The sequence below is a fragment of the Staphylococcus muscae genome, assembly GCF_003019275.1.
Taxonomy (GTDB): Bacteria; Bacillota; Bacilli; order Staphylococcales; family Staphylococcaceae; genus Staphylococcus; species Staphylococcus muscae.
The window spans coordinates 592,445-617,138 of record NZ_CP027848.1 but is presented as its reverse complement, the minus strand read 5'-3'; the positions used below and the strand labels follow the sequence as shown (position 1 = coordinate 617,138).

Genomic DNA, 24,694 nt, shown 5'->3' with positions numbered 1-24,694 from the left:
GGAACTATCGTATGAAATTCACAGAACTAACAGTTGAGGAATTTGATCAATTTGTTCAAGACCCGACTTTAGAAAGTCATTATTTTCAGGTGAAGGAAAATATTGATGTGCGTGAGGCAGATGACTTTAAAGTTGTTTTATTAGGTGTTAAAGATGAAAATAATCAAGTGATTGCAGCAAGTTTATTTTCGAAAATACTAACAATGGGAAGTTATGTATATTACTCAAATAGAGGTCCAGTCATGGATTATAGTGATTTAGGTCTTGTAGATTTTTATTTGAAATCATTAGATGAATATTTAGCAAAAAATAAATGTTTATATGTGAAGTTAGATCCATACTGGATGTACCAAGTTTATGACAAAGATATTAATAAATTAGGGTCTTCAGAAGCAGGAGAGCGATTGATACAACTGCTTAAATCTCACGGTTATAAACATCATGGATTTACAACGAAATATGACACATCAAGTCAAGTTAGATGGATGGGTGTTTTGGACTTAAAAGAACAAACACCAGCAACAATTAAAAAGAATTTTGATAGCCAACGTAAACGTAATGTTAATAAGGCAATCAATTTTGGTGTGAAAATACGCTACTTAACAGCGGATGACTATGATCAATTTTTAGAATTATATCGTGAAACAGAAGCACGTGCGGGATTTGTTTCGAAGACGGATGAATATATGAAAAACTTTTTCCATTATTATGGTGACAAAGCCATTGTACCGATGGCGTATATTGACTTAGATGAATATATTACGTCGTTACAAGAAGGACTCAATGATAAAGAAACAAGACGTGACCAGATGATGGCAAGAGAGCAAAAAAGTGATAAGCAATTGAAGAAAATTGCAGAACTTGACAAACAAATTGCGCACGATCAACAAGAAATGTTAAAAGCGAGCGAATTGAGAAAAACAGACGGTACGGTGCTTAACCTTGCATCAGGTCTCTTTTTCGCAAATGCTTATGAAATCAACTATTTCTCTGGTGGATCAAGTGAGAAATACAACCAATTTATGGGTCCATATGCGATGCACTGGCATATGATTAACTACTGCTTAGAACATGGCTATGAACGTTATAATTTTTATGGTTTATCTGGTGACTTCACAGAGAATGGTGAAGATTATGGTGTTTATCGTTTCAAACGTGGTTTCAATGTGCAAATTGAAGAGTTAATCGGTGACTTCTACAAGCCAATTAACAAACCTAAATACATGCTATTCGAACTGATGAACAAGCTGAGAGCAAAAATTAAAAAATAATACTAAAAAATGAACCGATTATTATAATCATGGCTAGAGGCCTTTAGATTATAATAATCGGCTTTTTGCGGAGATAATGACTCAATCTTATCTCCAATATGTAGTGAAAGACACATCGCTGTGATATTGTCCGTTATGCAAGTAGGTATGTCTGCATTTATTATTTTAAGTCATCAAAAATACACAGTTCAGTATGAGTAACACTGTGGAATTGAACGATGTTTTGATGACTTATTGCAATCGTGAAGGAATGATTGCTTAGGAGAAGAAGAAATGCATTACTCACAGAAGGAATATAAGGGTGATAAATCGATGTGTTTCACTACAATGACATCTTAGCAAAACTTTTCAACAAGAACAATCGCTTTTAAATAGTAAAAGTACACGTAAAATTAGTTGGAAAGTGACTGAAATATAAAAAATAATGATTTATAAATATCAATAAATTAAAAAATTCAAGAGGATAATTATTAAATATAACTATATTATGTAAACCTATAATCAAATACGAGTTATCAGATAAGGTTATTTGGGATTCTGTTATAGTATAAATACATGAAAAATTATTTTATTCTCAATTAGCAAATTAAACATGAATGACTACCTAATAAAATGAAATTAAAGTTACAAACATTAATTGTGAATAATTAGTAGTGTTTATAGTGCTATTAAGTGTAAAACTTTGTATCAATTTTTAGTAATATGTGCAGATATTTTAACGCCATCTATGCAATGATTGTAAAACTCGTGTGATTATTAATGAGAACAATCACTGTTTATCAATAAGCAACTTATAAAATTTATAAATGGTAAGTATAATGAATGACTAGTTAACAATTGCACAGACAAACCACATATTAAATAGCCAATGATTTATTAAACAATGTATGACGTATAACTAATGAACAACTCAAATATGCATTAAATTAGTTTGTATAATAGAAATCTTTTTATTAGTTTACATAATATATATTATAGGAAGTTGTGTGTTGGCATAAATATGAACCCTTTCCATAAAAACACATATCAATATGGTATCTCCATACTAATATGTGTTGATTCAATCTATTTAGGTTCATGCTGTTTTTCAAAACGTGCTAGTTCTTTTTCATATTTCTTTTGTTGACGGCGTTTGCGCATATCACGTGTTAAATACCATATAATTAAACTAATTATTAAGCTTAAGATTCCAACAAATGCAGCATAACCTAATAATGGTTCATATGTGATTGGGTAAAAATTCGGTAAAATAAATGATAAGACACCTAATGCGACAAACATGATAATGGCGCTGACAAACCACTTATTTAGTACAAGTGTACAAAACAGTGTGATGACAATCATTGCAACAAGTGTCATCCACAAATAATTGGGCATTTCTAAAATACTCATTTCTTATAACGCTCCTTAATCCATTTAGTTATCAATTCATTATACTAGAAATTTATCAAACAGACATTAAATAATTACAATACTATATATGATATGATATAAACAGTGAAAATTAAGGGGGTTTTTAGATGGAGGAACTTTTAGTTGAAAGATCAGCTGTACCGCAAGAAGAAACTTGGGATTTAACGGATTTATTTACTGATAACCAGGCCTATGAGACTTTTGTAAAAGCCTTGCCTGAACGTGCACAAGCGTTTAAAGAACAATATTCAGGTACGTTAAAAGATACCAAATCAATCCAACAAGCTTTAGATGCCTATTGTACTTTAGCGATTGATATTGATCGTGCAAACAACTTTGCTGAAATGCAGGCAAGTGTAGATGCCACAGATGCTCAACGTCAACGACTTGCAGCTTTATTCCAAACTTTATACGGTAAAATTAATGGTAGTTTAACTTTCTTAACATCTGAATTATTATCGTTGGATGATGCACGGTTAGATCAAGCCATTGAACAGACGACATACAGCCATTTTCTAACAAAGTTAAAACGTTTAAAACCATATCAATTACATCCGCAAGCTGAAGAAACACTTGCACGTTTGTCTCCTGTCTTAGAAGCACCGAGTGATATCTATGGCATCACAAAAATGTTGGATATTGATTTTGGCCAATTTGAAGTGAATGGTAAGAAATATGCAATGGACTATACCACTTTTGAAGGTGTGTATGAAGATCATGCTGATACAGACATTCGTCGTGCAAGCTTTAGACATTTTAGTGATACATTAAAGAAATATGAAAATACAACAGCTGCTGCTTATAATGCACATGTTCAGGGCGAAAAGTTAGAAGCTGATATGCGTGGTTATGAATCTGTGATTGATTTCTTATTGTCTGAACAAGACGTGACTAGAGAGATGTATGATCGCCAAATTGATACAATTATGTCAGACTTGGCCCCTATCATGCGTCGCTATGCAAAAGTCATCCAACGTACAAACCAATTGGACGAAATGCGTTTTGAAGATTTGAAGATATCGATTGATAACAATTACGAACCAGATATTACAATTGAAGAATCTAAAAAATACATTTATGGTGCACTTGGTGTATTAGGTTCAGATTATCAAAAAATGCTTGAAAAAGCTTACGATGATCGTTGGATTGATTTTGTTCAAAATAAAGGGAAAGAAACGGGTGCGTATTGTGCCTCACCTTACGCATCACACAGCTACATATTTATTTCATGGACGGGCAAAATGACTGAAGTCTTTGTATTAGCCCATGAATTAGGCCATGCAGGACACTTTAACTTAGCAAACAGTCATCAAAACTACTTGCAAGCAGATGCTTCTATGTACTTTGTTGAGGCACCATCGACAATGAATGAAATGTTAATGCTGAACTACCTTCTTGAAAGTAGTGAAGAAAAAGCGTTTCAACGTTGGGCGATTGGCTCTATTATCGCACGTACATACTATCATAATATGGTGACGCACTTACTTGAAGCTGCATATCAACGTGAAGTGTATCTTAAAGTGGATAAAGGCGAATCATTAACTGCCCCACTGCTAAATGATATTAAACGCCAGGTCATCCGAGATTTCTGGGGTGAAGATGTTGTATTAACAGAAGGTGCAGAGTTAACTTGGATGCGACAACCTCACTATTATATGGGGCTTTATCCATATACTTACTCAGCAGGTTTAACAATTGGTACAATAATGTCACAACGTATTCAAAAAGAAGGACAACCTGCCGTACAAGACTGGCTTAAAGCCTTAAGTGCTGGAGACAGTGTATCACCGGTTGAATTGGCACGTATCGCAGGTATTGATATTACAACGGATCAACCGTTAAAAGAAACGATTGCATATATCGGTTCACTTGTAGATCAACTTGAAACATTAACTGATGAATTGAACGCATAATAAAAAGGACGAACGGTCAAATTACATGCCGTTCGTCCTTTTTATTATTTTTGTTGATCTTGCGCACGTGCCCACCCTTTTTTGGTTAGTGAGATTTGCCCTGTTTCGATATTAATAATACGTTGTTTGTATAAATGTCCAATCGCACGTTTAAATGCGCCTTTACTCATATTGAATACTTCTTTAATCGCTTCTGGACTTGATTTATCCCAAAATGGTAACGTCCCATCATATTCAACGAGTAATTGGAAAATGGTTTCACCATCATCATCTAAGCGTTCATGTGCTAACGGTAAAAATGATCCGTTCAATTCACCTTTGTCATTGTGTCCGATAATACGTACAGACATCTCTTGTCCGAGGCGTGGTTCGTGTTGACGTTCTGACTCATGAACAAAGATTTTATGACCTTCTTCTGTTAGTAAAAATGTCCCCACACGTAGCAAACGGTACGGTCGTGCTGTCAACACTTCATTTTGAAATTGATCATCATGAACGGGTGTGAACATTTGTTGGACAGTCGTTTCTGAAGCGAGACGTGCAAACATTTGACGTTCACGGTCAATACGCAGGGTACTTAGTACACAATCGCCCTTTTCTGGCCATAAAGACTTTAACTTAGGTAGATCTTCCCATGGGATTAACACTTCACGTGGTAAGCCGACATCGACACGCGCACCGTCACGATCGGTACTTAATACACGGACAAAGTCATAACGTCCCACTGTAATATCGGGCATGTTTTGAGTGGCGAATAAATCCCCAGAGCGGTTTGGATATATAAAGAAGCTATAAGATTCCCCTATTTCTAATTCATCCGATTCTTGTACTTCAGATTGATTCAGCTTGATGATCTCTTTATTTGGACCTTCAAGGATATATGTTGAACCTTCTAGTGCTTTTACTTCTAAAAACTCTATTGTGCCAACGATTTCATTTTCTTTAAAAGACATAACGTTCTCCTCTTGTTTGTTAGTTATCTCTATTATAGCATGCGTCAGTTTGATAAGCATCAAAGGATTGAATGTCAGGTCGGTTTCAACCGCAACATATCGAAACAGTGCGTGTTATATGGTATAATGCATGCGTTAAGAATATATATAAAGGAGACAGTCCATGTTACAAGTTACGGATGTTAGTTTACGATTTGGTGATCGTAAATTATTTGAAGACGTTAATATTAAATTCACACCAGGCAACTGTTATGGCTTAATCGGTGCAAATGGCGCTGGTAAGTCAACATTTTTAAAGATTTTATCAGGAGAACTTGATTCTCAAACAGGACATGTATCATTAGGAAAAGATGAACGCCTTGCTGTATTAAAGCAGGACCACTTTGCTTATGAAGATGTCCGTGTACTTGATGTCGTGATTAAAGGTCATGAACGCTTATATGAAGTGATGCAAGAAAAAGATGCCATTTATATGAAGCCGGACTTCAGTGATGAAGATGGAATTCGTGCTGCGGAACTTGAGGGAGAGTTTGCAGAGATGGATGGTTGGAATGCTGAATCAGATGCAGCGACTTTATTATCTGGTTTAGGTATCGATACAAGCTTACATGACAAACAAATGTCAGAATTAGAAAACAATCAAAAAGTGAAGGTTTTATTAGCACAAAGTTTATTCGGTTCTCCAGACGTTCTATTACTGGATGAGCCTACCAATGGTTTAGATATCCAAGCGATTAGCTGGTTAGAAGATTTCTTAATCAACTTTGATAATACAGTGATTGTTGTATCCCATGACCGTCACTTCTTAAACAATGTATGTACACATATTGCTGACTTAGATTTTGGTAAAATTAAAATCTATGTTGGTAACTACGATTTCTGGTATCAATCAAGTCAGCTTGCACAAAAAATGGCACAAGAACAAAATAAGAAAAAAGAAGATAAAATTAAAGAGTTACAAGAATTTATTGCGCGTTTCTCTGCTAATGCTTCTAAGTCTAAACAAGCAACAAGCCGTAAAAAGCAATTAGAGAAAATTGAATTAGATGATATTCAACCATCTTCACGTCGTTACCCGTTTGTGAAGTTCTCTCCTGAGCGTGAAATTGGAAATGACTTATTATTTGTTGAAGGTATTTCAAAAACTGTAGATGGTGAAAAAGTACTGGATAACGTTTCATTTACGATGAATCCAAATGATAAAGCCGTGTTGATGGGTAGCAGCGAGATTGCAAAAACAACATTGTTGAAAATTCTTGCGGGCGAATTAGAACCTGACGAAGGTACTGTTAAATGGGGTGTAACGACATCTCAAAGTTACTTCCCTAAAGATAACTCAGCCTATTTTGAAGGTGTGGATATGAACCTTGTTGATTGGTTACGTCAATACGCACCAGAAGATGAACAAACAGAAACATTTTTACGTGGTTTCTTAGGTCGTATGCTCTTCAGCGGTGAAGAAGTTAAGAAAAAAGCAAGCGTATTATCAGGTGGAGAAAAAGTACGTTGTATGTTAAGTAAAATGATGTTATCAAGTGCTAATGTACTACTTTTAGACGAACCAACAAACCACTTAGACCTTGAAAGTATTACTTCAGTCAATGAAGGTCTGAAATCATTTAAAGGTTCTATTATCTTTACGTCACATGACTTTGAATTTATTAATACCATTGCAAATCGTGTCATCGACTTAGATGTCCCTACTGGATTATCTAAAGAAGTACCATACGAAAGTTATTTAGAAGAAAAAGGTATTTTGAAATCTAAATAGTCGTATCAAACAAATGGAGTGGGATATGGTTGTGATGAATCCATCATAGCCCCCACTCCTTTTATTTTTGAAGAAGAAATTATCTGTGAATTTAAAAAATTAAGCATTTAGTGTTTACAGGTAGTATTTCAGTATGTATAATATGAGACATATTAATTTAATAATTATTGATGAGGCGCATCAATCATGAGTAGATATAATGAATTTGTCTGCAAACAATTTATATCCAAAGGGTGCGATGCCGAAGTAAACAGAGATTGCAGAATCTGTTTATTGGATTCACAGGTTAAGAGCTAAGAATCTGTCATTATTCTAGAGATAATGGAGTGCATCACTTGTATATAGAGTAAGCAAGTTCGCACACCGAACTTGCTTTTTTATATATCACGTGACTCCCCTTTTGTGAGGAGGTCGATTTAAATGACGATAAATCAATCGTTCATCGGAAAGAATATAAATGTGGATTCTATCATTAGAAGTAGCGTTTATTTTCTGAATTATAAGAAATGAATTAATTTAAAAACAATTACTAAAGAAGATGGAGTGAATGACATGGTAAAATTAGCAGTCGCAGGTGCAACAGGTTTAGTAGGTTCTAAAATTTTGGAAACAATTGATCGTAAAGGCATTCAGTTTGATGAGCTTGTATTATTTTCATCAAAACGCTCAGCAGGAAAAGAAGTTGAGTTCCAAGGTAAAACGTACGTGGTACAAGAACTTACTGAAGAAGCGACGGATGGCAACTTCGATTATGTATTAATGAGTGCAGGTGGTGCAACAAGTGCACAGTTCGCCCCACTCTTTGAACAACACGGAGCGATTATCATTGATAATTCAAGTCAATGGCGCATGGCTGAAGATGTGGACTTAGTCGTTCCAGAAGTAAATCAGCCAACATTTACTCGTGGCATTATCGCCAATCCAAACTGTTCAACAATTCAATCAGTCGTACCTTTAAAACCATTACAAGAAGCATTTGGCTTGAAGCGTGTTGCTTATACAACATATCAAGCTGTATCAGGTTCAGGTATGCAAGGTAAAAAGGATTTAGAAGATGGTGCGCATGGTGCAGAACCAAAAGCATATCCACATCCAATCTATAATAATGTCTTACCACATATTGATATCTTTTTAGAAGACGGTTATACAAAAGAAGAACAAAAAATGATCGATGAAACGAAAAAAATCTTAAACGAACCAACACTGAATGTTACTGCAACATGTGTACGTGTGCCTGTACAGGATAGCCACAGTGTGCATATTAATGTAACACTAGATCGACCAGCAACGGTTGCAGAAATCCAAGCATTATTTGATAAAGACCCTCGTGTCGTGCTTGTAGATAATCCAGCAGATAACGAATATCCACTTGCTATTCATTCAACAGGACGTGATGAAGTGTTTGTTGGACGTATTCGTAAAGATGACTCATTAGACAATACATTCCATATTTGGGTGACTTCAGATAACTTATTGAAAGGTGCAGCATTGAACGCAGTACAGGTGTTAGAACAGGTTCTAGAATTGAAAGGAGAATAAAGTTATGACTCATATTTTTGAAGGGACTGGTGTAGCATTAATTACCCCTTTTAATCATAACAGCGTAGATTTTAATGCGATTCGTAGACAAGTAAATTTTTTAATCGATAACGGTATTCAATCATTAATTGTAAATGGGACAACGGCAGAAAACCCGACATTGACAGAAGATGAAAAAGATCAAATTATCCAAACAGTTATTGATGAAAATAGTGGACGTGTACCAGTGATCGTAGGAACAGGTACGAATAATACGCAACGTTCATTGGAAGCATCATTACGTGCGAAAGAGCTAGGGGCAGACGCCATTATGTTGATTACACCCTACTATTTAAAAACAAGCCAACGTGGTTTAATTGCACACTTTGAAACAATTGCAAATGCAGTTGAATTACCCGTTGTTTTATATAATGTACCATCTAGAACAAATAGTACGATTGAACCGGAGACTTTGGAGCGTTTAAGCCAAAATCCATACATCGTTGCTTTAAAAGATGCAACAAATGATTTTGATTATTTAGCAGATGTTCAATCACGCATTGATACTTCAGAATTTGCATTATACAGTGGAAATGACGACAATATTGTTAAGTATTTTGATGAAGGTGGTAACGGACTTATTTCAGTCGCTGCAAATGTGATTCCAGCTGCATTTCAACGTGTGTATACAGATGCAGATAATCGTGAGAAAAACTTTGAACCAATTGGTGAACTACTCGAAGCAATGTCAGTAGATATTAACCCTATTCCTGTTAAATACTTAGCATCATTAAAAGGTTTTGGCCAATATGAAGTGCGTCTACCATTAGTTGTTTTAAATGATGCTGAACAAGTAACATTAAAAGCAGCATTCGATAAATTTCAAGCGGAGGTTCAAGCATGAATATATTATTAATTGGATACGGAGCGATGAATCAGCGTGTTGCGCGTCTTGCAGAATCGGCAGGTCATAAAATTGTAGCAGTCATTCCAAATCGACAACATGAAGATATCCCCTACCCTATCGTTAATGAAATAAGTGAAGCAACTGAAGCGGATGTTGCAATTGACTTCTCACATCCCAACTTATTATTACCGTTGCTTGAGCAGTCGTTTCATCTCCCATTAGTGATTGCGACGACAGGTGAAAAAGATACGATTACAACAAAATTGCAATCACTTTCTGAAAAAATGTCGGTCTTTTTCAGTGCAAATATGAGTTATGGTGTGCATGTTCTTACAAAGTTATTAGAAGTGGCTGTCCCGTTACTTGAACAGTATGATATTGAGTTAACAGAAGCACATCATAATCAAAAGGTAGATGCGCCAAGTGGTACATTGGTTAAGCTTTATGATGTCATCGAACAACTCCGTGATAACGTACAACCAGTGTATGATAGAAGTCAGCTTACAGAAAAACGTGAGAAAAATGAAATCGGTATTCATTCTTTACGTGGAGGTACCATTGTTGGAGAACATGATGTATTGTTTGCTGGTGTTGATGAGACAATTACCCTTTCACATAGCGCACAATCTAAAGATATATTTGCGAATGGTGCATTAAAAGCAGCTGAGAAGCTTGTTCATAAATCACCAGGATATTATACATTTGACAATTTATAAGGAGTGTAAGTAAACATGGTTAAAAATTTTACTGCTGAAGAAATTATTCAATATATTAGTGATGCGAAAAAATCTACCCCACTTAAAGTATATGCGAACGGAAATTTTGCAAATGTAGCATTTCCAGAGCAATTTAAAGTGTTTGGCTCAGATGATTCTAAAGTGATTTTCTGTGAAGCGAGCGATTGGCAAGTATTTTATGAAGCGAATCAATCAGCAATTACAGAATTAGAAATTGAAATGGATCGCCGTAATTCAGCCATTCCATTGAAAAACTTAGTGAATACGAATGCACGTATTGAACCAGGTGCATTTATCCGTGAACATGCTGTTATTGGCGACGGTGCAGTTGTGATGATGGGTGCCACAATCAATATTGGTGCCATCGTTGGTGAAGGTACAATGGTTGATATGAATGCGACATTAGGTGGCCGTGCAACGACAGGTAAAAATGTACACGTTGGTGCAGGTGCTGTGCTAGCAGGTGTTATTGAGCCACCAAGTGCTGCACCGGTTGTTATTGAAGACAATGTTCTTATCGGTGCGAATGCTGTCGTATTAGAAGGTGTTCGTGTTGGTGAAGGTGCAATCGTTGCTGCAGGTGCCATTGTGACTCAAGATGTACCAGCAGGCGCTGTTGTTGCGGGGACACCTGCAAAGGTTATTAAACAAGCGAGTGATGTGGCAGATACAAAACGTGAAATTGTTGCTGCATTGCGCAAACTGGACGAATAAAGTGTATGTGATGAAATAGATTCATAGCTTTTCTTAACAAAGCATGTACTGTGTAGTAGACAATGATCGAAGTGGGAGGACAAAAGTCAAAAGCTTTGTGCCCCACTTCTTTTGTTTAAATATCAAGGAGTGAGTAAAATGAGTGAGTTAGAGTTTGTCACACAACATCGACGATATTTACATATGCACCCTGAATTAAGTTTGCAAGAATATAAAACGACTGAGTATATTGTCGAGTTTTTAAAATCAGAAGCAGTCCCTTTTGAAAGACCATTAGAAACGGGAGTGGTTGCCTTTTTAGAAGGGAATTCTAATAAGACAATCGCATTTCGAGCGGATATTGATGCCCTTCCAATTGATGAAGAAAATGAGATTTCGTTTCGCAGTGAAATAGATCATGTTATGCATGCTTGTGGTCATGATGGTCATACAACGGCGCTAATGTTACATGTGAAAAGATGTAAAGCGCTCTATGATGCTGGCAACCTTCCTCACAATGTTGTTTTTATTTTCCAATCAGCAGAAGAATCCGGTGGTGGTGCAAACTTATTAATTAAAACAGGCGCACTTGATGCATATCATATTGATGCTATTTATGGCGTGCATATCATGCCGTTTGTTGATGAAGGGTCAGTGGTTGTACGTGACGAAGAAATCACAGCAAGTGCAACGGAGTATCGTTTCTATTTAGAAGGTCAATCAAGCCATGTAGCGAACAAGGAACAAGGTCACTCGACGGGAGAAGCGATGCAACACTTGTTAACACAATTATCACAAATTCAACAATATCATCTTAATGGTTTACAACGCAATATTGTTCATATCGGTCGTTTTCATGCAGGAGAAGCGATCAATACCGTACCTAGTAATGGCTATTTAGAAGGAACAATTCGAACATATGACATGGATGATTTGCAACAAGTACAACAGCAGATGCAAAAAATTGCGCAAAGTATCAAACTTTTATTTAATGTAACCTGTGAAGTGAAATTTGAAGAAGGCTATCCACCAACTATCAATGAACCAGACTTAAAAAAATACGTTGTGGAAAGTTTAACACATCATCACTTACAAGTAATTGAACCTAAAACGCCATACTTATTTGGTGAAGATTTTAGTTTTTATCAACAAATCGCTCCATCTTATTTTGTTTTTGTAGGAACGAGAAATGAAGAACAAGGATTTGTACACGGTTTACATACGTCAAAACTGAACTTTAATGAACAAATACTTATTCGTGTCGCAGATTATTATGAACGTCTATTATTTAATTATGGCGAGGTGATAGAATGACAGCGATATGGCGTGTAGACAGTGAAATCTTTCAAAAAAATGTCCAACAAGTAAAAAATGGTCAACCGTTAATGGCTGTTGTGAAAAATAATGCCTACAATTATGGTTTGTCCTTTGCAGTTGAACAATTTTGGGAAGCAGGTATTCGTTGTTTCAGTACAACATCATTGAGTGAAGCGGTAAAAATTCGACAATTATCTCCTACTGCAACGATATTTTTAATGAATCCATCACGTGATTTTGAGACACTACGAAAGTATGATATCCATATGACGTTGCCTTCTCTCTCTTTTTACTATGAAAATAAAGCAGCATTATCAGGTGTAAAAGTCCATTTAGAATATGAAAATTTATTACATCGTTCTGGTTTTAAAACACTTGATGAGATGTTAGAAGTACTTGAAGATCATCAAGCAAACACAAAATCTAAAATGATTATCACCGGATTATGGACACACTTTGGTTATGCAGATGAATTTGATGTTTCAGATTATGAAGACGAGCGAGCTGCTTGGATTGAAATTGTGGATACACTACTGAAACAAGGTTATCAATTTGAGATGATTCATGCACAAAATAGTGCGAGTTTTATGCGTGAAGGACAAATATTTTCACATCACACACATGCAAGAGTGGGTATCGCTTTATATGGGTCACGCCCCTACTCATCACTTTCTCGAACGTCTATATCACAGGCACTTACTGTACAAGCAAATGTCATACAAGTTCGTACAGTTCAAGCAGGTCAACATTGTGGATACAGCTTTGCATATACAGCAGAGAAAGATAATACAAAGCTTGCTGTTGTTGATATCGGGTACGGTGATGGTGTCTTGCGGACTCGTGCACAACATGATGTGTTAATTCATCAAAAACGCTACCCTATTCGTGCACTCATGATGAGTCATATGTTTGTGGAGATAGATGATAATGTGCAGCCACAAGATGTTGTGACACTTTATAATGAAGATTTAAGAATAGATGATTATACATTCAAAGGGGTTGGTGCAAATTCTGAACAATTGAGTGCACTCAACCTTGATTCTTTAACAAAGGAGTATCAATAAATGACAGTGACTTATAATAAATCTGGAGAGCTTACTATTGATGGGACAAGCCTAAAAACAATTGCCCAAAGTTACGGTACACCAACGATTGTGTACGATGAAAATCAAATTCGTGAACAAATGAGACGCTATCATAAAGCATTTCAACATAATGATATCGGCTATGTATTATCATATGCGTCGAAGGCATTTACATGTATTCAGATGATTAAACTCGTAGAAGAAGAAGATTTTGACTTAGATGTCGTATCTGAAGGTGAACTTTATACGGCAATTGAAGCGGGATATGACCCGAAACGTATTCATTTTCACGGCAACAATAAAACAAAACAAGAAATTCAATATGCCCTTTCTCAAGGTATCGGTTACTTTGTAGTCGATTCGTTAGATGAAATTGCTGTTTTGGACACTTATGCGACAGATACGGTAGATGTTTTAATTCGTGTAAATCCAGGTGTTGAAGCGCATACACACGAATTCATTCAAACAGGTCAAGAAAAAAGTAAATTCGGCTTGTCACTAAAACACGGACTAGCAGAACAAGCTGTTGAACTGATTCAACAAAGTCATCACTTACATTTAAAGGGCATTCATTTTCATATCGGATCTCAAATTGAAGAAACCACAGGTATGATTGAAACAGCTAAAATGGTATTAGAATGGCTTGATCATCATGCGCTAGAAATTGAATTACTGAACCTAGGTGGCGGATTCAGTGTAGAATATGTTGAAGGTGATCAATCATTTGATATTGAGCAAGGTATTACAGAAATCGTCCAAGCAGTGAAACAAAAATGTCGTGAACTTGACTATCCAATTCCAACATTAAGTATTGAACCGGGCCGTTCGATTGTGGCTGAAGCGGGCGTAACATTATATGAAGTCGGTACGATAAAAGACATCCCTACGGTAAACAAATATATCTCTATTGATGGTGGGATGAGTGATCATATTCGTACAGCACTGTATGATGCCAAATATAAAGTATTGCTTGTAAACCGTAATGAAGCGGCAGATCAAGTGGTAACATTAGCTGGAAAGCTATGTGAATCGGGTGATATTTTAATACATGAGGCATCACTTCCTTCAAGTGTAGCACGTGGTGATTATTTGGCGGTACTATCAACGGGTGCCTATCATTACAGTATGGCATCGAACTACAACCAAATTCAAAAACCAGCTGTATTTTTTGTGGCAAACGGTAAAGCACGTGAAGTGATTAAACGTCAGTCATTAAGACAGCTCATTATCAATGACGTAAAATAAAAAATTTATGGTGGGATAGCAAAAGCTGTCTCGCCTTTTTAAATGAATGGGGAGTTTTTAGTGAATAATGGTATAAGTGGGTTTGTAAATAGCTTTATTCATAGCGTGTCAAAGCTGACAATATATGTATTTCTTTGAGCACATAACTCTATGTTGAACAATAATTTATTTGATTTATTTATTTACACTTAGTTTAGACACCAAGACAGCAAAAAGACGCGTACATTGAATGTACGCGTCTTTTTGTTAAGTCAACATTGCATCTATTTATTATAGTTTAACAACGTTTGCAGCTTGTGGGCCGCGGTCGCCTTCAACTACTTCAAATTCAACTGCTTGACCTTCTTCTAATGATTTGTAACCTTCTTGGTTAATAGCTGAGAAGTGTACGAATACGTCGTTTTCTCCTTCAACTTCGATAAAACCAAAACCTTTTTCAGCGTTAAACCATTTAACTGTACCTTGTTTCATAATATGTGAAACCTCCAAGACTAAAATTCAATATGCGCTATTCGCATATTACAAAAAATACTCCATTTAACATCAATATTCTTTGCAATATGGAATAATGCAATTGCTTACATACTATTATAAAGTAAGGTAATCGTATTTGCAATACAGAAATTAAAAATTTTAATCAGTTTATTAATGGAAGATTTAAATAAATTTCTTTATCTTTTAATACAATAAAACTATAAAATATTTGGAGATCTTCTCCACAATCTTCACAATAGTTCATATCACAATTATTGTAGAATGCATATATATTATGTTTGCCAACAATATGATTACAATAATTTTGTTTTGCTTGTTTAATTGTTGATGTGTATGCTTCTAAAAAAGCTTCGTACGTATAAAAACATTGTCGTTCAATAATATGTTCTGGCCAGTCATCAAAAAGCCACCAGCCTTCATAGTCTGCACGTATTTTTGTGAGTTCCCACATAAAGATGTCCCTCCCATTTGTACTGACGAATTCGGGTTATATGATTAAGAGAAAATCATGTGATTATATTCAGAGATTATGATGATCCCTACCACAACAACTTAAGACTTTTAAACATAAAAATCAAGTTATTCAACTTTGTATATAGATTATGACATGAGTGAGTAACAATTTTTAACATTTCTCCCTATGCATCGAATTTATTATTGTACAATGAAAGATTGTTTACTCCAAATGAAATATGATTCTTAATTGTTAGTCTTTTCCCGAAAAAATACGTATAATTAAAGAAAGAGGTGATACAAAATGAAACGTTATTTAATCAGTGTTCATGGCCGTGTACAAGGTGTTGGATTTCGTTATTTTACAGAACGCCTTGCATTAAAATATCATGTGACAGGAACTGTACAAAATGTAAATGATTACGTTGAAGTTATTGCACAGGGTGAAAGTGAAAATCTCAAAGCTTTTGTACAGGCAGTGGTTAATGGCGCGTCCCCTGCTTCATCGGTGACACATCATCATATTGAAGCAATGAATATTGTACCACATGAAGAGAAATTTAAAGTATTGGGATAAAGGAAGTTGTCATAATGAGATATAATTTATCGCGTATATTAGGTGTTGTTGTAGGCATTCCAGTTGCAACAGTATCATTCATTGCGAGTACGATTGGATTAGATATTCAATGGATTTTTGATCTGTTGATTGGTGGCGCTGGATTTGTGCTAGGTTATGTCCCTACACAGCGATTGTCATCTAAAAATTATTTAAATGAGCTTGGGTTGTCACGAAAAGATTATCGGTATATTCATCACCAAATGAATGTTGCACAAGGTAAAGTGAAACGCATCTTCAAGTCATTTATCAACGTGCGATCTATTCAAGATTTTAAATTAGTAAACGATATATATCGTTTGGCAAGAACAATTAATCAAATTGTACGTCAAAAACCAAATCAATTTTATCAAATTGAAAGTTTTTATTATTCGCATATCGATCATGCACTTAATTTAATAGAAAATTACACGCACTTATCTAAAATGCCGATGAAATCTGCAGCAGATCAACAGGCATTGTATCAAACACGCATTACATTAGAAGAGATTAAACGTACATTAATTGCTGATCTCAAACGTGTCAATGAACCACGTTACAATCAATTAGATACTGAAATGAGATTATCTAAATTATACTTAAATGAAAAAAACAAGGAGCATGCTAATGACACAAAACAATAAAACACAAACAACAACGAGTCATCCGTTAGATCAATATTTCAACTCGTTTGAACAAGATACCCATGCACAGGAAGTGACACTTGCCACAGAAGGACAAAATGAAGCAACAGTGTCTCAATTTTCAGAACAAGATCAACAGAAGATTAACCAGTTGGTAAAAGAAATTGAACCGTTGAATAATGATAGTTTAATGAAGTTTGGCTCGAATGCACAGTCGCATTTATCAAGTTTTTCGCACCAGATGTTAGATAATATTCAATCAAAAGATATTGGGCCGATTGGTGATACACTTGAAAGCTTGATGAAAAAGTTGAGAGAGATTGATCCTGAAGATTTATCACAAAAAGAAGAGGGTTTTTTGAAGAAAGTTTTCAAAAGATCTAAAGCATCAATGCAACAAGTGTTCTCACGTATGCAGTCAGTGAGTGCACAAGTGGATCGAATCTCTGTTGAATTAGACAAGAATAAGTCAGAATTAGTAAAAGATGTTCGCTTACTAGATGGCTTATATCAACAAAATAAAGATTATTATGATGTATTGAACTTATATATTGCAGCAGCTGAGCGTAAAAGAGAAGATCTGACACAAAATGTATTGCCACAATTGCGTGAGAAAGCAAGAACTTCTGACAATCAGATGGCCGTACAAGAAGTTGCAGACATGGAACAGTTCATTGATCGGTTAGAGAAGCGTATTTATGACCTTCAGTTATCACGTCAAATTACATTACAATCTGCTCCACAGATTCGTATGATTCAAAATATTAACCAAGCACTTGCAGAAAAGATTCAAAGTTCAATTTTAACGAGTATTCCATTATGGAAAAATCAAATGGCGATTGCACTTACTTTAAATCGTCAAAATAAAGCTGTAACAGCGCAAAAACAAGTGACTGATACAACAAATGAAATGTTAATTCGTAACTCTGAAATGTTACGTCAAAATGCACGTGTCACTGCGGAAGAGAACGAACGTGGTATTGTAGATATCGATACGTTGAAAACGACTCAAGATAATATTATTCAAACGATTGAAGAAACATTACAGATTCAAGCAGATGGCCGTCAGAAACGCCAACAAGCTGAGCAAGATTTAAAACAACTAGAACAAGATTTACGATCACGTTTATTGACAGCAAAAGATCAAAGAAATGACTTTCAATAATATATGACAGAACAGAGCGCACAACCGTTTATGGTTGTGTGCTCTGTTCTGTTATACGCATAAAAAAGGTCTCGCCACTTTTGACGAGACCTTTCAAGTTTATTCTTTTTCATAGACAATGATATTTGATGATTTCACGAAAGCACCAATGACATAACTAATCAATAATGTAATGACTGCAATTGGGAACCATTCTAATGAATAGTCATGAAGTGGTAATTGATCGATAAATGATAATTTCAGCCAACCTTTTGAGTTGAGCACACTTAAAATTGATACTAATGAAACCACTGCCACTGTAATTTGTTGTGTAATTCGACGCGTTGGAACGAAGCGTGCGATTAGAATTAAGAAAACAGTTGTGATGGCAACTGGATAAATAATTAATAGTACTGGGATTGATAATTGAATCACTGAGTTCAATCCTAAGTTAGATAATACAAAACTGATTAAAGTGAAAATTACAACGTATGTTTTGTATGATAATTTCGGTAAGATACTGTGGAAGTATTCACTTACTGATACAACTAAACCACAAGCTGTTGTCAAACAAGCAAGTGCTACGATAATACCAAGTAAATATTTACCAAAAGCACCATAACCAGTCGCTGCAATTGTAATTAACTGATAAGCACCAATGTTTTGATTGTTCTCAGTCAAATGTTTCATCGTTTCTTCACTAATAACCATGTGGTTACCGATAAAGCCTAATGAAATGTAGATAAAAGCAAGTGCTGCTGTTGCAATAAGGCCTGCCATTGCAGTTTGTTTGAAGATTTGATCAGCTGTTTTAATACCAGTTGCTTTTACTGCATTTACAACAATCATAGAGAAAGCGATAGCTGCAATCGCATCCATTGTTAAGTAACCTTCAGTAAATCCTTTTGAGAAACCAGAGATATTTGATTTGTATACTTCTGGATCAGCCATCGCATTTGGATTACCACCAAAGTCGATGAAACCTTTTACGATCATCGCAAGGATTGTGATTAGTAATAATGGTGTTAAAATTGCACCGATACGGTCTACAATCTTACCAGGGTTGAAACATAAGTATAGTACAACTAAGAAGTAAATCACTGAGAAAACAAATAACCAAATAGCGCTACTTGAGTTAATGATTGGTGTCACTGTCATCTCAAAAGATGTTGAAGCTGTACGTGGAATAGCAAATAATGGTCCAATTGTTAAGTAAATAACAACTAAGAACACTACTGAGAATGCAGGATGAATTTTATTAATTGCTCCGATGTACCCTTCTTTGTCAAGTGCACCGACAACAACACCTAGTAAAGGTAAACCAATACCAGTGACGACAAAGGCAATAATCGACGGCCAAAAATATTGACCACTTGCTAAACCTAAGCTAGGTGGAAAAATCAAGTTACCTGCCCCGAAAAATATTGCAAATAACATAAAACCAATAACTAGTGTATTTTTGTTCATTTTACTTACTCCTAAACCTTCCTTTTTAAATTTATGACTCATTTTATCACAATAAATTTCATTCGTCTATAAGATTTCTGAAAATTTTAAAAGCATTTTGAAATACTCTAAAGTTTTAAAGGGATAAAAACTTAATTATGTTAAAAATATCACATAATCATTGTTTTTACCCCTTTTTCTTGTTTTAATATGAAAGCATTTTAATAATAAAATGGTAGTTAATACAAAACACTAAAATTTAAGATGTTGTTTTTTGTCTAATAAATAGCCCATTTTTATTAAAAAGACTTAAGTAACAATTTTTTAAGAAGTGGTGATAATTGACTAGGCAAATGTTGGACACCTTCAACAAATATTGCGAACGGTCCATAAATATTGTGTACTGTTTGTTCGATTGCTTCAGTGATTGACTCTTGACTTAAAAAGACGTTGAAAATCTCAATACCTAGTTTACGTGACATTTCTACTGCTTCATAAGTGTCTAAGATACCATCTTGTGCATAATTGAATGCAGACGGTTCACCGTCAGAAAATACGATAAGAAATTTTTGCTTTTCTGAACGGGTAAGCAGTCGTTCACTGGCAACACGAATTGCAACACCATCCCTATTATCATCTTGTGGTGTTAATGACATTATTCTTGGTGCATCTGCGTGATAAATAGACTGATGGTAATTGATGATTTCATCAATGATATTTGGTTGATCATCTTCATCTGAATCAAAAGCATCTTCTGTAAATGCAAGGATTTCATGGCGAACATTTAGAGCTTTCAATGTTTCATGGAATAAAACAACTCCCTTAATTGTCTCATCCATTTTATCGTGCATACTTGCTGATGCATCAATCAATAAAGTGAAAGTCGCATCAAATGTTTGACTTTGATCCGCTTTCTTATAAAACAGTTTATATTGATCGTCGACAAACCAATTTACAAGGTTTCGTTGTAAACGGCCTTTTGTAAGATTTGTGCGGACATCTTGAAATTCACGATCAATCGTTTTTTTAATAATTTGTATCAAGTCTTTCGTCTCATATTGAACGTCTGTTTGCACTTGACGATATGCTTCAATATACTCGGGTAGAATTGTCGGAACGTTCCATTCAATTCGAACATTGGCATTGATCCCTGTTAATCCTAACAAGTTATTTGAAGCACCTTGAGTGCCTCCTTCTTCATTTTCAAGAGTATCTTGAGAGCCTTTCCCCTTCTTGGATAACATCTCTGTCATATCGTCTGAACTGTCGCCTTCACGTGCAGTATCATTGTCACTTAAGGCTTCACTGCTTTCCCCTTCATGCAACTCAGTTTCTAAGTATGCGCCACCAGCAGTATCAGAATCTGTAGACTTAGAGTCAATTTCTTCTGTTTCAACGTCTTCTTTTTCATCTGTTTGACCGTCAGTCTGAGCTGCATCCATTCTCTTAATATCATCTAGCGTCAATCCTTCAAGTGCTTTATACACATGACGTGGTATATGATAGTATTCATTCAACATGTCATCTTTCAACCAGTCGTCTACTTGGAACATAATACGCTGAGTTAAGTACATAGCTTCTTCACTCGTGCGGATATTAAAGAAATCAGGTAAGTATTGATACATTCTTTCCAAAATAGGATTAATTTCAGGATGAATATCAGGTACTTCAAAAAAGTTCTCACTCAAAAGTGATCGTTCCAAATTCAAAAAGAACAAATCTGTATACATCGTTTTTGTTTGATAGAAGTTAATTTGTGTTTCACAGTATTGTAAACGCATTTGACGACGTACATTTATCAATTTTTCTGTACGGGGACGCTCGCTAACAATGAGGTTGAGAATACGCATTTCTTCTATCAATTTGAATAGCTGACGATAAAGTTTTGGATGATTAAAACTTTCTTCATTCAAAATCACTTCATTGACAATTTTTGGCGTCATATTAAAGTAACTATATGTTGCTAATAAAATATCTGTTTTTAATCCTGTATGTTCGATATATTCTGGACGATGTGACCAAAACGAACTGCAAATGACTTCATTATTAATGGCATCATAATACGGGAATTTGTGTATTTTTACTTGTGTATCTTTATTTTTTAATAGTAATCGAGAAAGGTCTTGTAGCATCATGACCTTCATCGCATCAAGTTGTTCATCGTTAAATAGAATAAAGCGATCGCTCATTTGTATCACCCTCTAAAAGTTCAGTTCTACGGCATTCTGCACAGCTTGTTGTTCACGCTCATCTTCTAACTTATCAATAATTGTACGTTGAATTGCACGTTCAATTGGCATGACAGTTGCAAGGTCACTCATATCGATGAGAGCACGAATACTCGCAGCTTCTTCTGAAAGTTGACCTTGTTGGGTCATCGTACGTAAATCTTCATTAAACTTAATAATTTGATCGATTAACGCATCATCTTGTAATAAACTTTGTGCTTTAATGACTTGATGCAATGTATCACCATCGATGTATTCGACATTGATGACAACAAAACGGTTTTTTAATGCTTCGTTCATTGGTAATGTCCCAACGTAACCTTCGTTGATTGCTGCAATAACTTTGAAGCCAGGTGCAGCTTTGATAACTTCGCCTGTAAATGGATTTGTCAATTGGCGGCGATAGTCAAGCACACCATTTAAAATAGGCAATGTTTCAGGTTTTGCCATGTTAATTTCATCAATATATAAAATATGTCCTTCACGCATTGCTTTGATGACTGGACCATCAATAAAAACAATTTCTTGGTGACCATTTTCTGAAGTTTTAATTGTTTTAAAACCGAGTAAACTTTCTGCATCTAAATCGACAGAACAGTTGATTTGATGCATGGGAATATTTGTTGTTTCACTTAATGTTTCAGCTAAACGTGTTTTTCCTGAACCAGTAGGCCCTTTAAGTAAGATGTTTTTATTCAAGCTGAATAGTTTTTCGGCATCACCGAAAACGGTCTTATCTGCATTAATATAGCCAGTATTTACTTGAGTCATGATTCTCACCTTTCAACAATTAAAAATATAGTGTAGTTAATATGATTAAAATCTAATAAACATAAGAAAAAAGCAGATAGTACATAAGTCCATCGCTTTTTCATTGTATAATATATGATTTATACTTCTTCAAAATATGTTTTATAGTAGCCACCAACATGGCCAGAGTTATCAATGATTTGATAATATTCTTCTGTTTCGTTGACAACATCGTAAGTTTTACCGATTGTCAACATATCACTTACTGTGAATTTTTTCGCATTAGTATGTACGACTTTCACTTGCTTAATGGGTGTTGTTTCTTTCCAAGTTTCATGTAACATTTTATCACCTTCTTATATTCAATCCTAATATATTATGAAATAAATCATTTACTTTGTCTATAACCTATGTGAATTTAAAGTTTTTATAAATCATTCATACATTGACTTCACTTTATATTATAGCTAACTTTCATGTTTTTGTAGTTGAAATTGCTTATAACTATTGGAAAAAGATGCCAAACAAAATAAATACAATTCCGGCATAAAAATAAAGTGATCGTTGTTTGCGATTTTGTAAAATGTCGAACCCATATAAAATAACAAGTCCTAAGCCAATAGTTTGAAAGACTGGCCAATAGTTTGTTAAACCAAATAAGCTTGTAATGATAAAAATAAAGTTAATGATGATAATTAAGACACCGATAGATAGAATTGGAATGAGTAGTTTTTTATTGATTTGCATAGTTTAGATGTCTCCTATGGTTAATTAATAATAGCGTAACATATATGACTTGTTCGCAAAAGATGAAGCATCTAAAAAAGCCATAAGTGCCACTTTATACGAGTGACACTTATGGCATCTTTTATATCTATTATGATTCAAGTAATAAATCTTCTGGGTTTTCGATTAATTCTTTAATCGTTTTTAAGAATCCAACAGCTTCTTTACCGTCAATGATACGGTGGTCGTAGCTTAATGCTAAGTACATCATTGGTCTGTTTTCAATTGTATCTTTATCAATTGCAATTGGTCGTGTAATGATAGAGTGCATACCTAAAATTGCAGCTTGATTACCATTAATAATTGGTGTTGACATCATTGAACCGAAGATACCACCATTTGTAATTGTAAATGAACCATTAATCATATCATCAAGTGATAATTTATTATCGCGTGCTTTGGCAGCTAAGTTTGCAATTTCTTCTTCAATTTCAGCAAAGTTTTTCTTATCACAGTCGCGAACATTCGGTACTAATAAACCACCAGGTGTTGAAACAGCAACGCCGATATCGTAGAACTGTTTCGTTACCATATATTCGCCATCAATTTCAGCATTTACTTCTGGATATTTCTTCAGTGCTGCAACTGCTGCTTTTGTAAAGAATGACATAAAGCCAAGTTTTGTGCCATTGTGATCTTCCATGAACTTTTCTTTTTTACGTTTTCTAAGTTCCATCACATTTGTCATGTCAACTTCATTGAATGTTGTTAACATTGCTGTGTTGTTACTTACTTCTAGTAATTTACGAGCAGCTGTTTGTTTTCTACGATTCATTTTTTCACGAATGACTGGTTTTGAAGGGTTTTGTGGTGCTGCTGGTTTTTCAGCCTTTTTCTCAGCTTTTTGTTCAGCAGGTTTTGCACCACGCTCAACATCTTCTTTGCGTATGATATCACCTGATTTTGCATTTAATTCTGCTAAATCAATTCCTTTTTCACGAGCAGCACGACGAGCAGATGGTGTTGCATTCACGCGATCATTTGATGCTGAAGATGTTTCGTCTTCTTTCTCTTTAGATGGCTCTGGTTCAGATGCTTTTTCTTCTTTAGCAGCAGGTTTTGCTTCGTCTTTCTTTTCAGCAGGTTTTGCACCGCCTTCACCAACGATTGCAATTGCTTGCCCCACCTCAACTGTATCACCTGCTTCAGCAAGTAGTTCTTGAATTGTACCTTCTTCTTCAGAAACGACTTCAACGTTTACTTTATCTGTTTCAAGTTCTAAGATTGCTTCCCCTTTTTCGACTGTATCGCCGACTTCTTTCAACCATTCTGCAATGGTACCTTCTGTAATTGATTCTGCTAATTCTGGAACTTTTACCTCTGCCATTTT

At 35.2% G+C, this 24,694-nt stretch carries 23 protein-coding genes and 1 riboswitch; of the genes, 13 read left to right on the top strand and 10 right to left on the bottom strand.

What is annotated here, in order from left to right:
* Positions 1-11: 11 nt before the first annotated feature.
* Entirely contained in the window at positions 12-1,271 is a 1,260-nt protein-coding gene (locus tag C7J88_RS02970; RefSeq protein WP_095117061.1) for an aminoacyltransferase, read from the top strand.
* A gap of 1,065 nt (positions 1,272-2,336) precedes the next feature.
* On the opposite strand, the gene C7J88_RS02965 is transcribed toward C7J88_RS02970, so the two are convergent.
* Positions 2,337-2,663, bottom strand: coding sequence for a hypothetical protein (locus tag C7J88_RS02965; protein ID WP_095117060.1), 327 nt, complete (start codon positions 2,661-2,663; stop codon positions 2,337-2,339).
* Positions 2,664-2,791: 128 nt separating this feature from the next.
* Here C7J88_RS02965 and pepF point away from each other — a divergent pair, with 128 nt between their 5' ends.
* Positions 2,792-4,597 carry an oligoendopeptidase F gene (gene pepF / locus C7J88_RS02960; protein WP_095117058.1) on the top strand — a complete coding sequence of 602 codons (1,806 nt, stop codon included), beginning with the start codon at positions 2,792-2,794 and terminating at the stop codon, positions 4,595-4,597.
* Between the two features lie 44 nt (positions 4,598-4,641).
* Here the strand turns inward: pepF and C7J88_RS02955 are convergent, their stop codons facing one another.
* Complete coding sequence (locus C7J88_RS02955; protein WP_095117056.1) at positions 4,642-5,550, bottom strand: CvfB family protein; 909 nt, start codon at positions 5,548-5,550, stop codon at positions 4,642-4,644.
* A gap of 163 nt (positions 5,551-5,713) precedes the next feature.
* Here C7J88_RS02955 and C7J88_RS02950 point away from each other — a divergent pair, with 163 nt between their 5' ends.
* From C7J88_RS02950 to lysA, 8 genes are all read left to right on the top strand, one after another.
* The gene (locus C7J88_RS02950) at positions 5,714-7,321 is read left to right on the top strand and encodes an ABC-F family ATP-binding cassette domain-containing protein (RefSeq protein WP_095117054.1); all 1,608 of its coding nucleotides are present in this window, start codon (positions 5,714-5,716) and stop codon (positions 7,319-7,321) included.
* A gap of 162 nt (positions 7,322-7,483) precedes the next feature.
* Positions 7,484-7,661: riboswitch (Lysine riboswitch) on the top strand.
* Between the two features lie 212 nt (positions 7,662-7,873).
* On the top strand, positions 7,874-8,860 hold the full coding sequence (locus C7J88_RS02945) for an aspartate-semialdehyde dehydrogenase (RefSeq protein ID WP_095117052.1): 987 nt from the start codon (positions 7,874-7,876) through the stop codon (positions 8,858-8,860).
* A gap of 4 nt (positions 8,861-8,864) precedes the next feature.
* Positions 8,865-9,743 (top strand): 4-hydroxy-tetrahydrodipicolinate synthase, encoded by an 879-nt coding sequence (dapA, locus tag C7J88_RS02940; protein WP_095117050.1) that lies wholly within the window; start codon positions 8,865-8,867, stop codon positions 9,741-9,743.
* A complete protein-coding gene (dapB, locus tag C7J88_RS02935) occupies positions 9,740-10,462 on the top strand; it encodes a 4-hydroxy-tetrahydrodipicolinate reductase (RefSeq protein WP_095117047.1) in 723 nt (240 codons plus the stop codon). The genes dapA and dapB overlap by 4 nt, the downstream gene beginning before the upstream one ends.
* Before the next feature lie 15 nt (positions 10,463-10,477).
* Positions 10,478-11,197, top strand: coding sequence for a 2,3,4,5-tetrahydropyridine-2,6-dicarboxylate N-acetyltransferase (dapD, locus tag C7J88_RS02930; RefSeq protein ID WP_095117045.1), 720 nt, complete (start codon positions 10,478-10,480; stop codon positions 11,195-11,197).
* Between the two features lie 138 nt (positions 11,198-11,335).
* Entirely contained in the window at positions 11,336-12,490 is a 1,155-nt protein-coding gene (locus C7J88_RS02925) for a M20 metallopeptidase family protein (protein WP_095117043.1), read from the top strand.
* Complete coding sequence (gene alr / locus C7J88_RS02920) at positions 12,487-13,557, top strand: alanine racemase (protein WP_095117041.1); 1,071 nt, start codon at positions 12,487-12,489, stop codon at positions 13,555-13,557. The genes C7J88_RS02925 and alr overlap by 4 nt, the downstream gene beginning before the upstream one ends.
* Positions 13,558-14,823, top strand: coding sequence for a diaminopimelate decarboxylase (gene lysA / locus C7J88_RS02915; protein WP_095117039.1), 1,266 nt, complete (start codon positions 13,558-13,560; stop codon positions 14,821-14,823).
* Positions 14,824-15,093: 270 nt separating this feature from the next.
* On the opposite strand, the gene cspA is transcribed toward lysA, so the two are convergent.
* Both cspA and msaA read right to left on the bottom strand, forming a co-directional pair.
* Positions 15,094-15,294: a cold shock protein CspA gene (cspA, locus tag C7J88_RS02910; RefSeq protein ID WP_015900294.1), complete on the bottom strand. Its 201-nt coding sequence runs from the start codon at positions 15,292-15,294 to the stop codon at positions 15,094-15,096.
* A 166-nt stretch (positions 15,295-15,460) separates the two neighbouring features.
* On the bottom strand, positions 15,461-15,769 hold the full coding sequence (msaA, locus tag C7J88_RS02905; protein ID WP_095117037.1) for a regulatory protein MsaA: 309 nt from the start codon (positions 15,767-15,769) through the stop codon (positions 15,461-15,463).
* 306 nt (positions 15,770-16,075) lie between these two features.
* Here msaA and C7J88_RS02900 point away from each other — a divergent pair, with 306 nt between their 5' ends.
* From C7J88_RS02900 to C7J88_RS02890, 3 genes are read left to right on the top strand one after another with little or no spacing between them, the layout of a single operon-like run.
* A complete protein-coding gene (locus C7J88_RS02900; protein WP_095117034.1) occupies positions 16,076-16,348 on the top strand; it encodes an acylphosphatase in 273 nt (90 codons plus the stop codon).
* 14 nt (positions 16,349-16,362) lie between these two features.
* A complete protein-coding gene (locus C7J88_RS02895) occupies positions 16,363-17,010 on the top strand; it encodes a 5-bromo-4-chloroindolyl phosphate hydrolysis family protein (RefSeq protein WP_095117032.1) in 648 nt (215 codons plus the stop codon).
* Entirely contained in the window at positions 16,994-18,175 is a 1,182-nt protein-coding gene (locus C7J88_RS02890; protein ID WP_095117030.1) for a toxic anion resistance protein, read from the top strand. The genes C7J88_RS02895 and C7J88_RS02890 overlap by 17 nt, the downstream gene beginning before the upstream one ends.
* Before the next feature lie 99 nt (positions 18,176-18,274).
* Here C7J88_RS02890 and brnQ3 read toward each other — a convergent pair whose 3' ends face one another.
* The 6 genes from brnQ3 to sucB all read right to left on the bottom strand — a co-directional run bounded on the left by brnQ3 (position 18,275) and on the right by sucB (position 24,691).
* Positions 18,275-19,621, bottom strand: coding sequence for a branched-chain amino acid-like transporter carrier protein BrnQ3 (brnQ3, locus tag C7J88_RS02885; protein ID WP_095117028.1), 1,347 nt, complete (start codon positions 19,619-19,621; stop codon positions 18,275-18,277).
* Positions 19,622-19,899: 278 nt separating this feature from the next.
* Complete coding sequence (locus tag C7J88_RS02880) at positions 19,900-21,789, bottom strand: vWA domain-containing protein (protein ID WP_095117026.1); 1,890 nt, start codon at positions 21,787-21,789, stop codon at positions 19,900-19,902.
* 12 nt (positions 21,790-21,801) lie between these two features.
* Entirely contained in the window at positions 21,802-22,599 is a 798-nt protein-coding gene (locus C7J88_RS02875; RefSeq protein WP_095117024.1) for an ATP-binding protein, read from the bottom strand.
* Positions 22,600-22,718: 119 nt separating this feature from the next.
* On the bottom strand, positions 22,719-22,922 hold the full coding sequence (locus C7J88_RS02870) for a DUF6501 family protein (RefSeq protein ID WP_095117022.1): 204 nt from the start codon (positions 22,920-22,922) through the stop codon (positions 22,719-22,721).
* 160 nt (positions 22,923-23,082) lie between these two features.
* Positions 23,083-23,325, bottom strand: a complete 243-nt coding sequence (locus C7J88_RS02865) for a hypothetical protein (protein ID WP_229709431.1) — start codon at positions 23,323-23,325, stop codon at positions 23,083-23,085.
* A gap of 130 nt (positions 23,326-23,455) precedes the next feature.
* Positions 23,456-24,691, bottom strand: coding sequence for a dihydrolipoyllysine-residue succinyltransferase (sucB, locus tag C7J88_RS02860; RefSeq protein WP_095117020.1), 1,236 nt, complete (start codon positions 24,689-24,691; stop codon positions 23,456-23,458).
* Positions 24,692-24,694: the final 3 nt, after the last annotated feature.

Coding starts and splice junctions, on each gene's coding strand:
- lysA (WP_095117039.1), top strand. CDS start 13,558: ATGACAGTGACTTATAATAAATCTGGAGAGCTTACTATTGATGGGACA.
- C7J88_RS02870 (WP_095117022.1), bottom strand. CDS start 22,922: ATGTTACATGAAACTTGGAAAGAAACAACACCCATTAAGCAAGTGAAA.
- C7J88_RS02925 (WP_095117043.1), top strand. CDS start 11,336: ATGAGTGAGTTAGAGTTTGTCACACAACATCGACGATATTTACATATG.
- C7J88_RS02950 (WP_095117054.1), top strand. CDS start 5,714: ATGTTACAAGTTACGGATGTTAGTTTACGATTTGGTGATCGTAAATTA.
- C7J88_RS02955 (WP_095117056.1), bottom strand. CDS start 5,550: ATGTCTTTTAAAGAAAATGAAATCGTTGGCACAATAGAGTTTTTAGAA.
- pepF (WP_095117058.1), top strand. CDS start 2,792: ATGGAGGAACTTTTAGTTGAAAGATCAGCTGTACCGCAAGAAGAAACT.
- C7J88_RS02880 (WP_095117026.1), bottom strand. CDS start 21,789: ATGAGCGATCGCTTTATTCTATTTAACGATGAACAACTTGATGCGATG.
- dapA (WP_095117050.1), top strand. CDS start 8,865: ATGACTCATATTTTTGAAGGGACTGGTGTAGCATTAATTACCCCTTTT.
- brnQ3 (WP_095117028.1), bottom strand. CDS start 19,621: ATGAACAAAAATACACTAGTTATTGGTTTTATGTTATTTGCAATATTT.
- C7J88_RS02875 (WP_095117024.1), bottom strand. CDS start 22,599: ATGACTCAAGTAAATACTGGCTATATTAATGCAGATAAGACCGTTTTC.
- C7J88_RS02965 (WP_095117060.1), bottom strand. CDS start 2,663: ATGAGTATTTTAGAAATGCCCAATTATTTGTGGATGACACTTGTTGCA.
- C7J88_RS02890 (WP_095117030.1), top strand. CDS start 16,994: ATGACACAAAACAATAAAACACAAACAACAACGAGTCATCCGTTAGAT.
- C7J88_RS02970 (WP_095117061.1), top strand. CDS start 12: ATGAAATTCACAGAACTAACAGTTGAGGAATTTGATCAATTTGTTCAA.
- alr (WP_095117041.1), top strand. CDS start 12,487: ATGACAGCGATATGGCGTGTAGACAGTGAAATCTTTCAAAAAAATGTC.
- dapB (WP_095117047.1), top strand. CDS start 9,740: ATGAATATATTATTAATTGGATACGGAGCGATGAATCAGCGTGTTGCG.
- msaA (WP_095117037.1), bottom strand. CDS start 15,769: ATGTGGGAACTCACAAAAATACGTGCAGACTATGAAGGCTGGTGGCTT.
- C7J88_RS02945 (WP_095117052.1), top strand. CDS start 7,874: ATGGTAAAATTAGCAGTCGCAGGTGCAACAGGTTTAGTAGGTTCTAAA.
- C7J88_RS02865 (WP_229709431.1), bottom strand. CDS start 23,325: ATGCAAATCAATAAAAAACTACTCATTCCAATTCTATCTATCGGTGTC.
- dapD (WP_095117045.1), top strand. CDS start 10,478: ATGGTTAAAAATTTTACTGCTGAAGAAATTATTCAATATATTAGTGAT.
- sucB (WP_095117020.1), bottom strand. CDS start 24,691: ATGGCAGAGGTAAAAGTTCCAGAATTAGCAGAATCAATTACAGAAGGT.
- C7J88_RS02900 (WP_095117034.1), top strand. CDS start 16,076: ATGAAACGTTATTTAATCAGTGTTCATGGCCGTGTACAAGGTGTTGGA.
- cspA (WP_015900294.1), bottom strand. CDS start 15,294: ATGAAACAAGGTACAGTTAAATGGTTTAACGCTGAAAAAGGTTTTGGT.
- C7J88_RS02895 (WP_095117032.1), top strand. CDS start 16,363: ATGAGATATAATTTATCGCGTATATTAGGTGTTGTTGTAGGCATTCCA.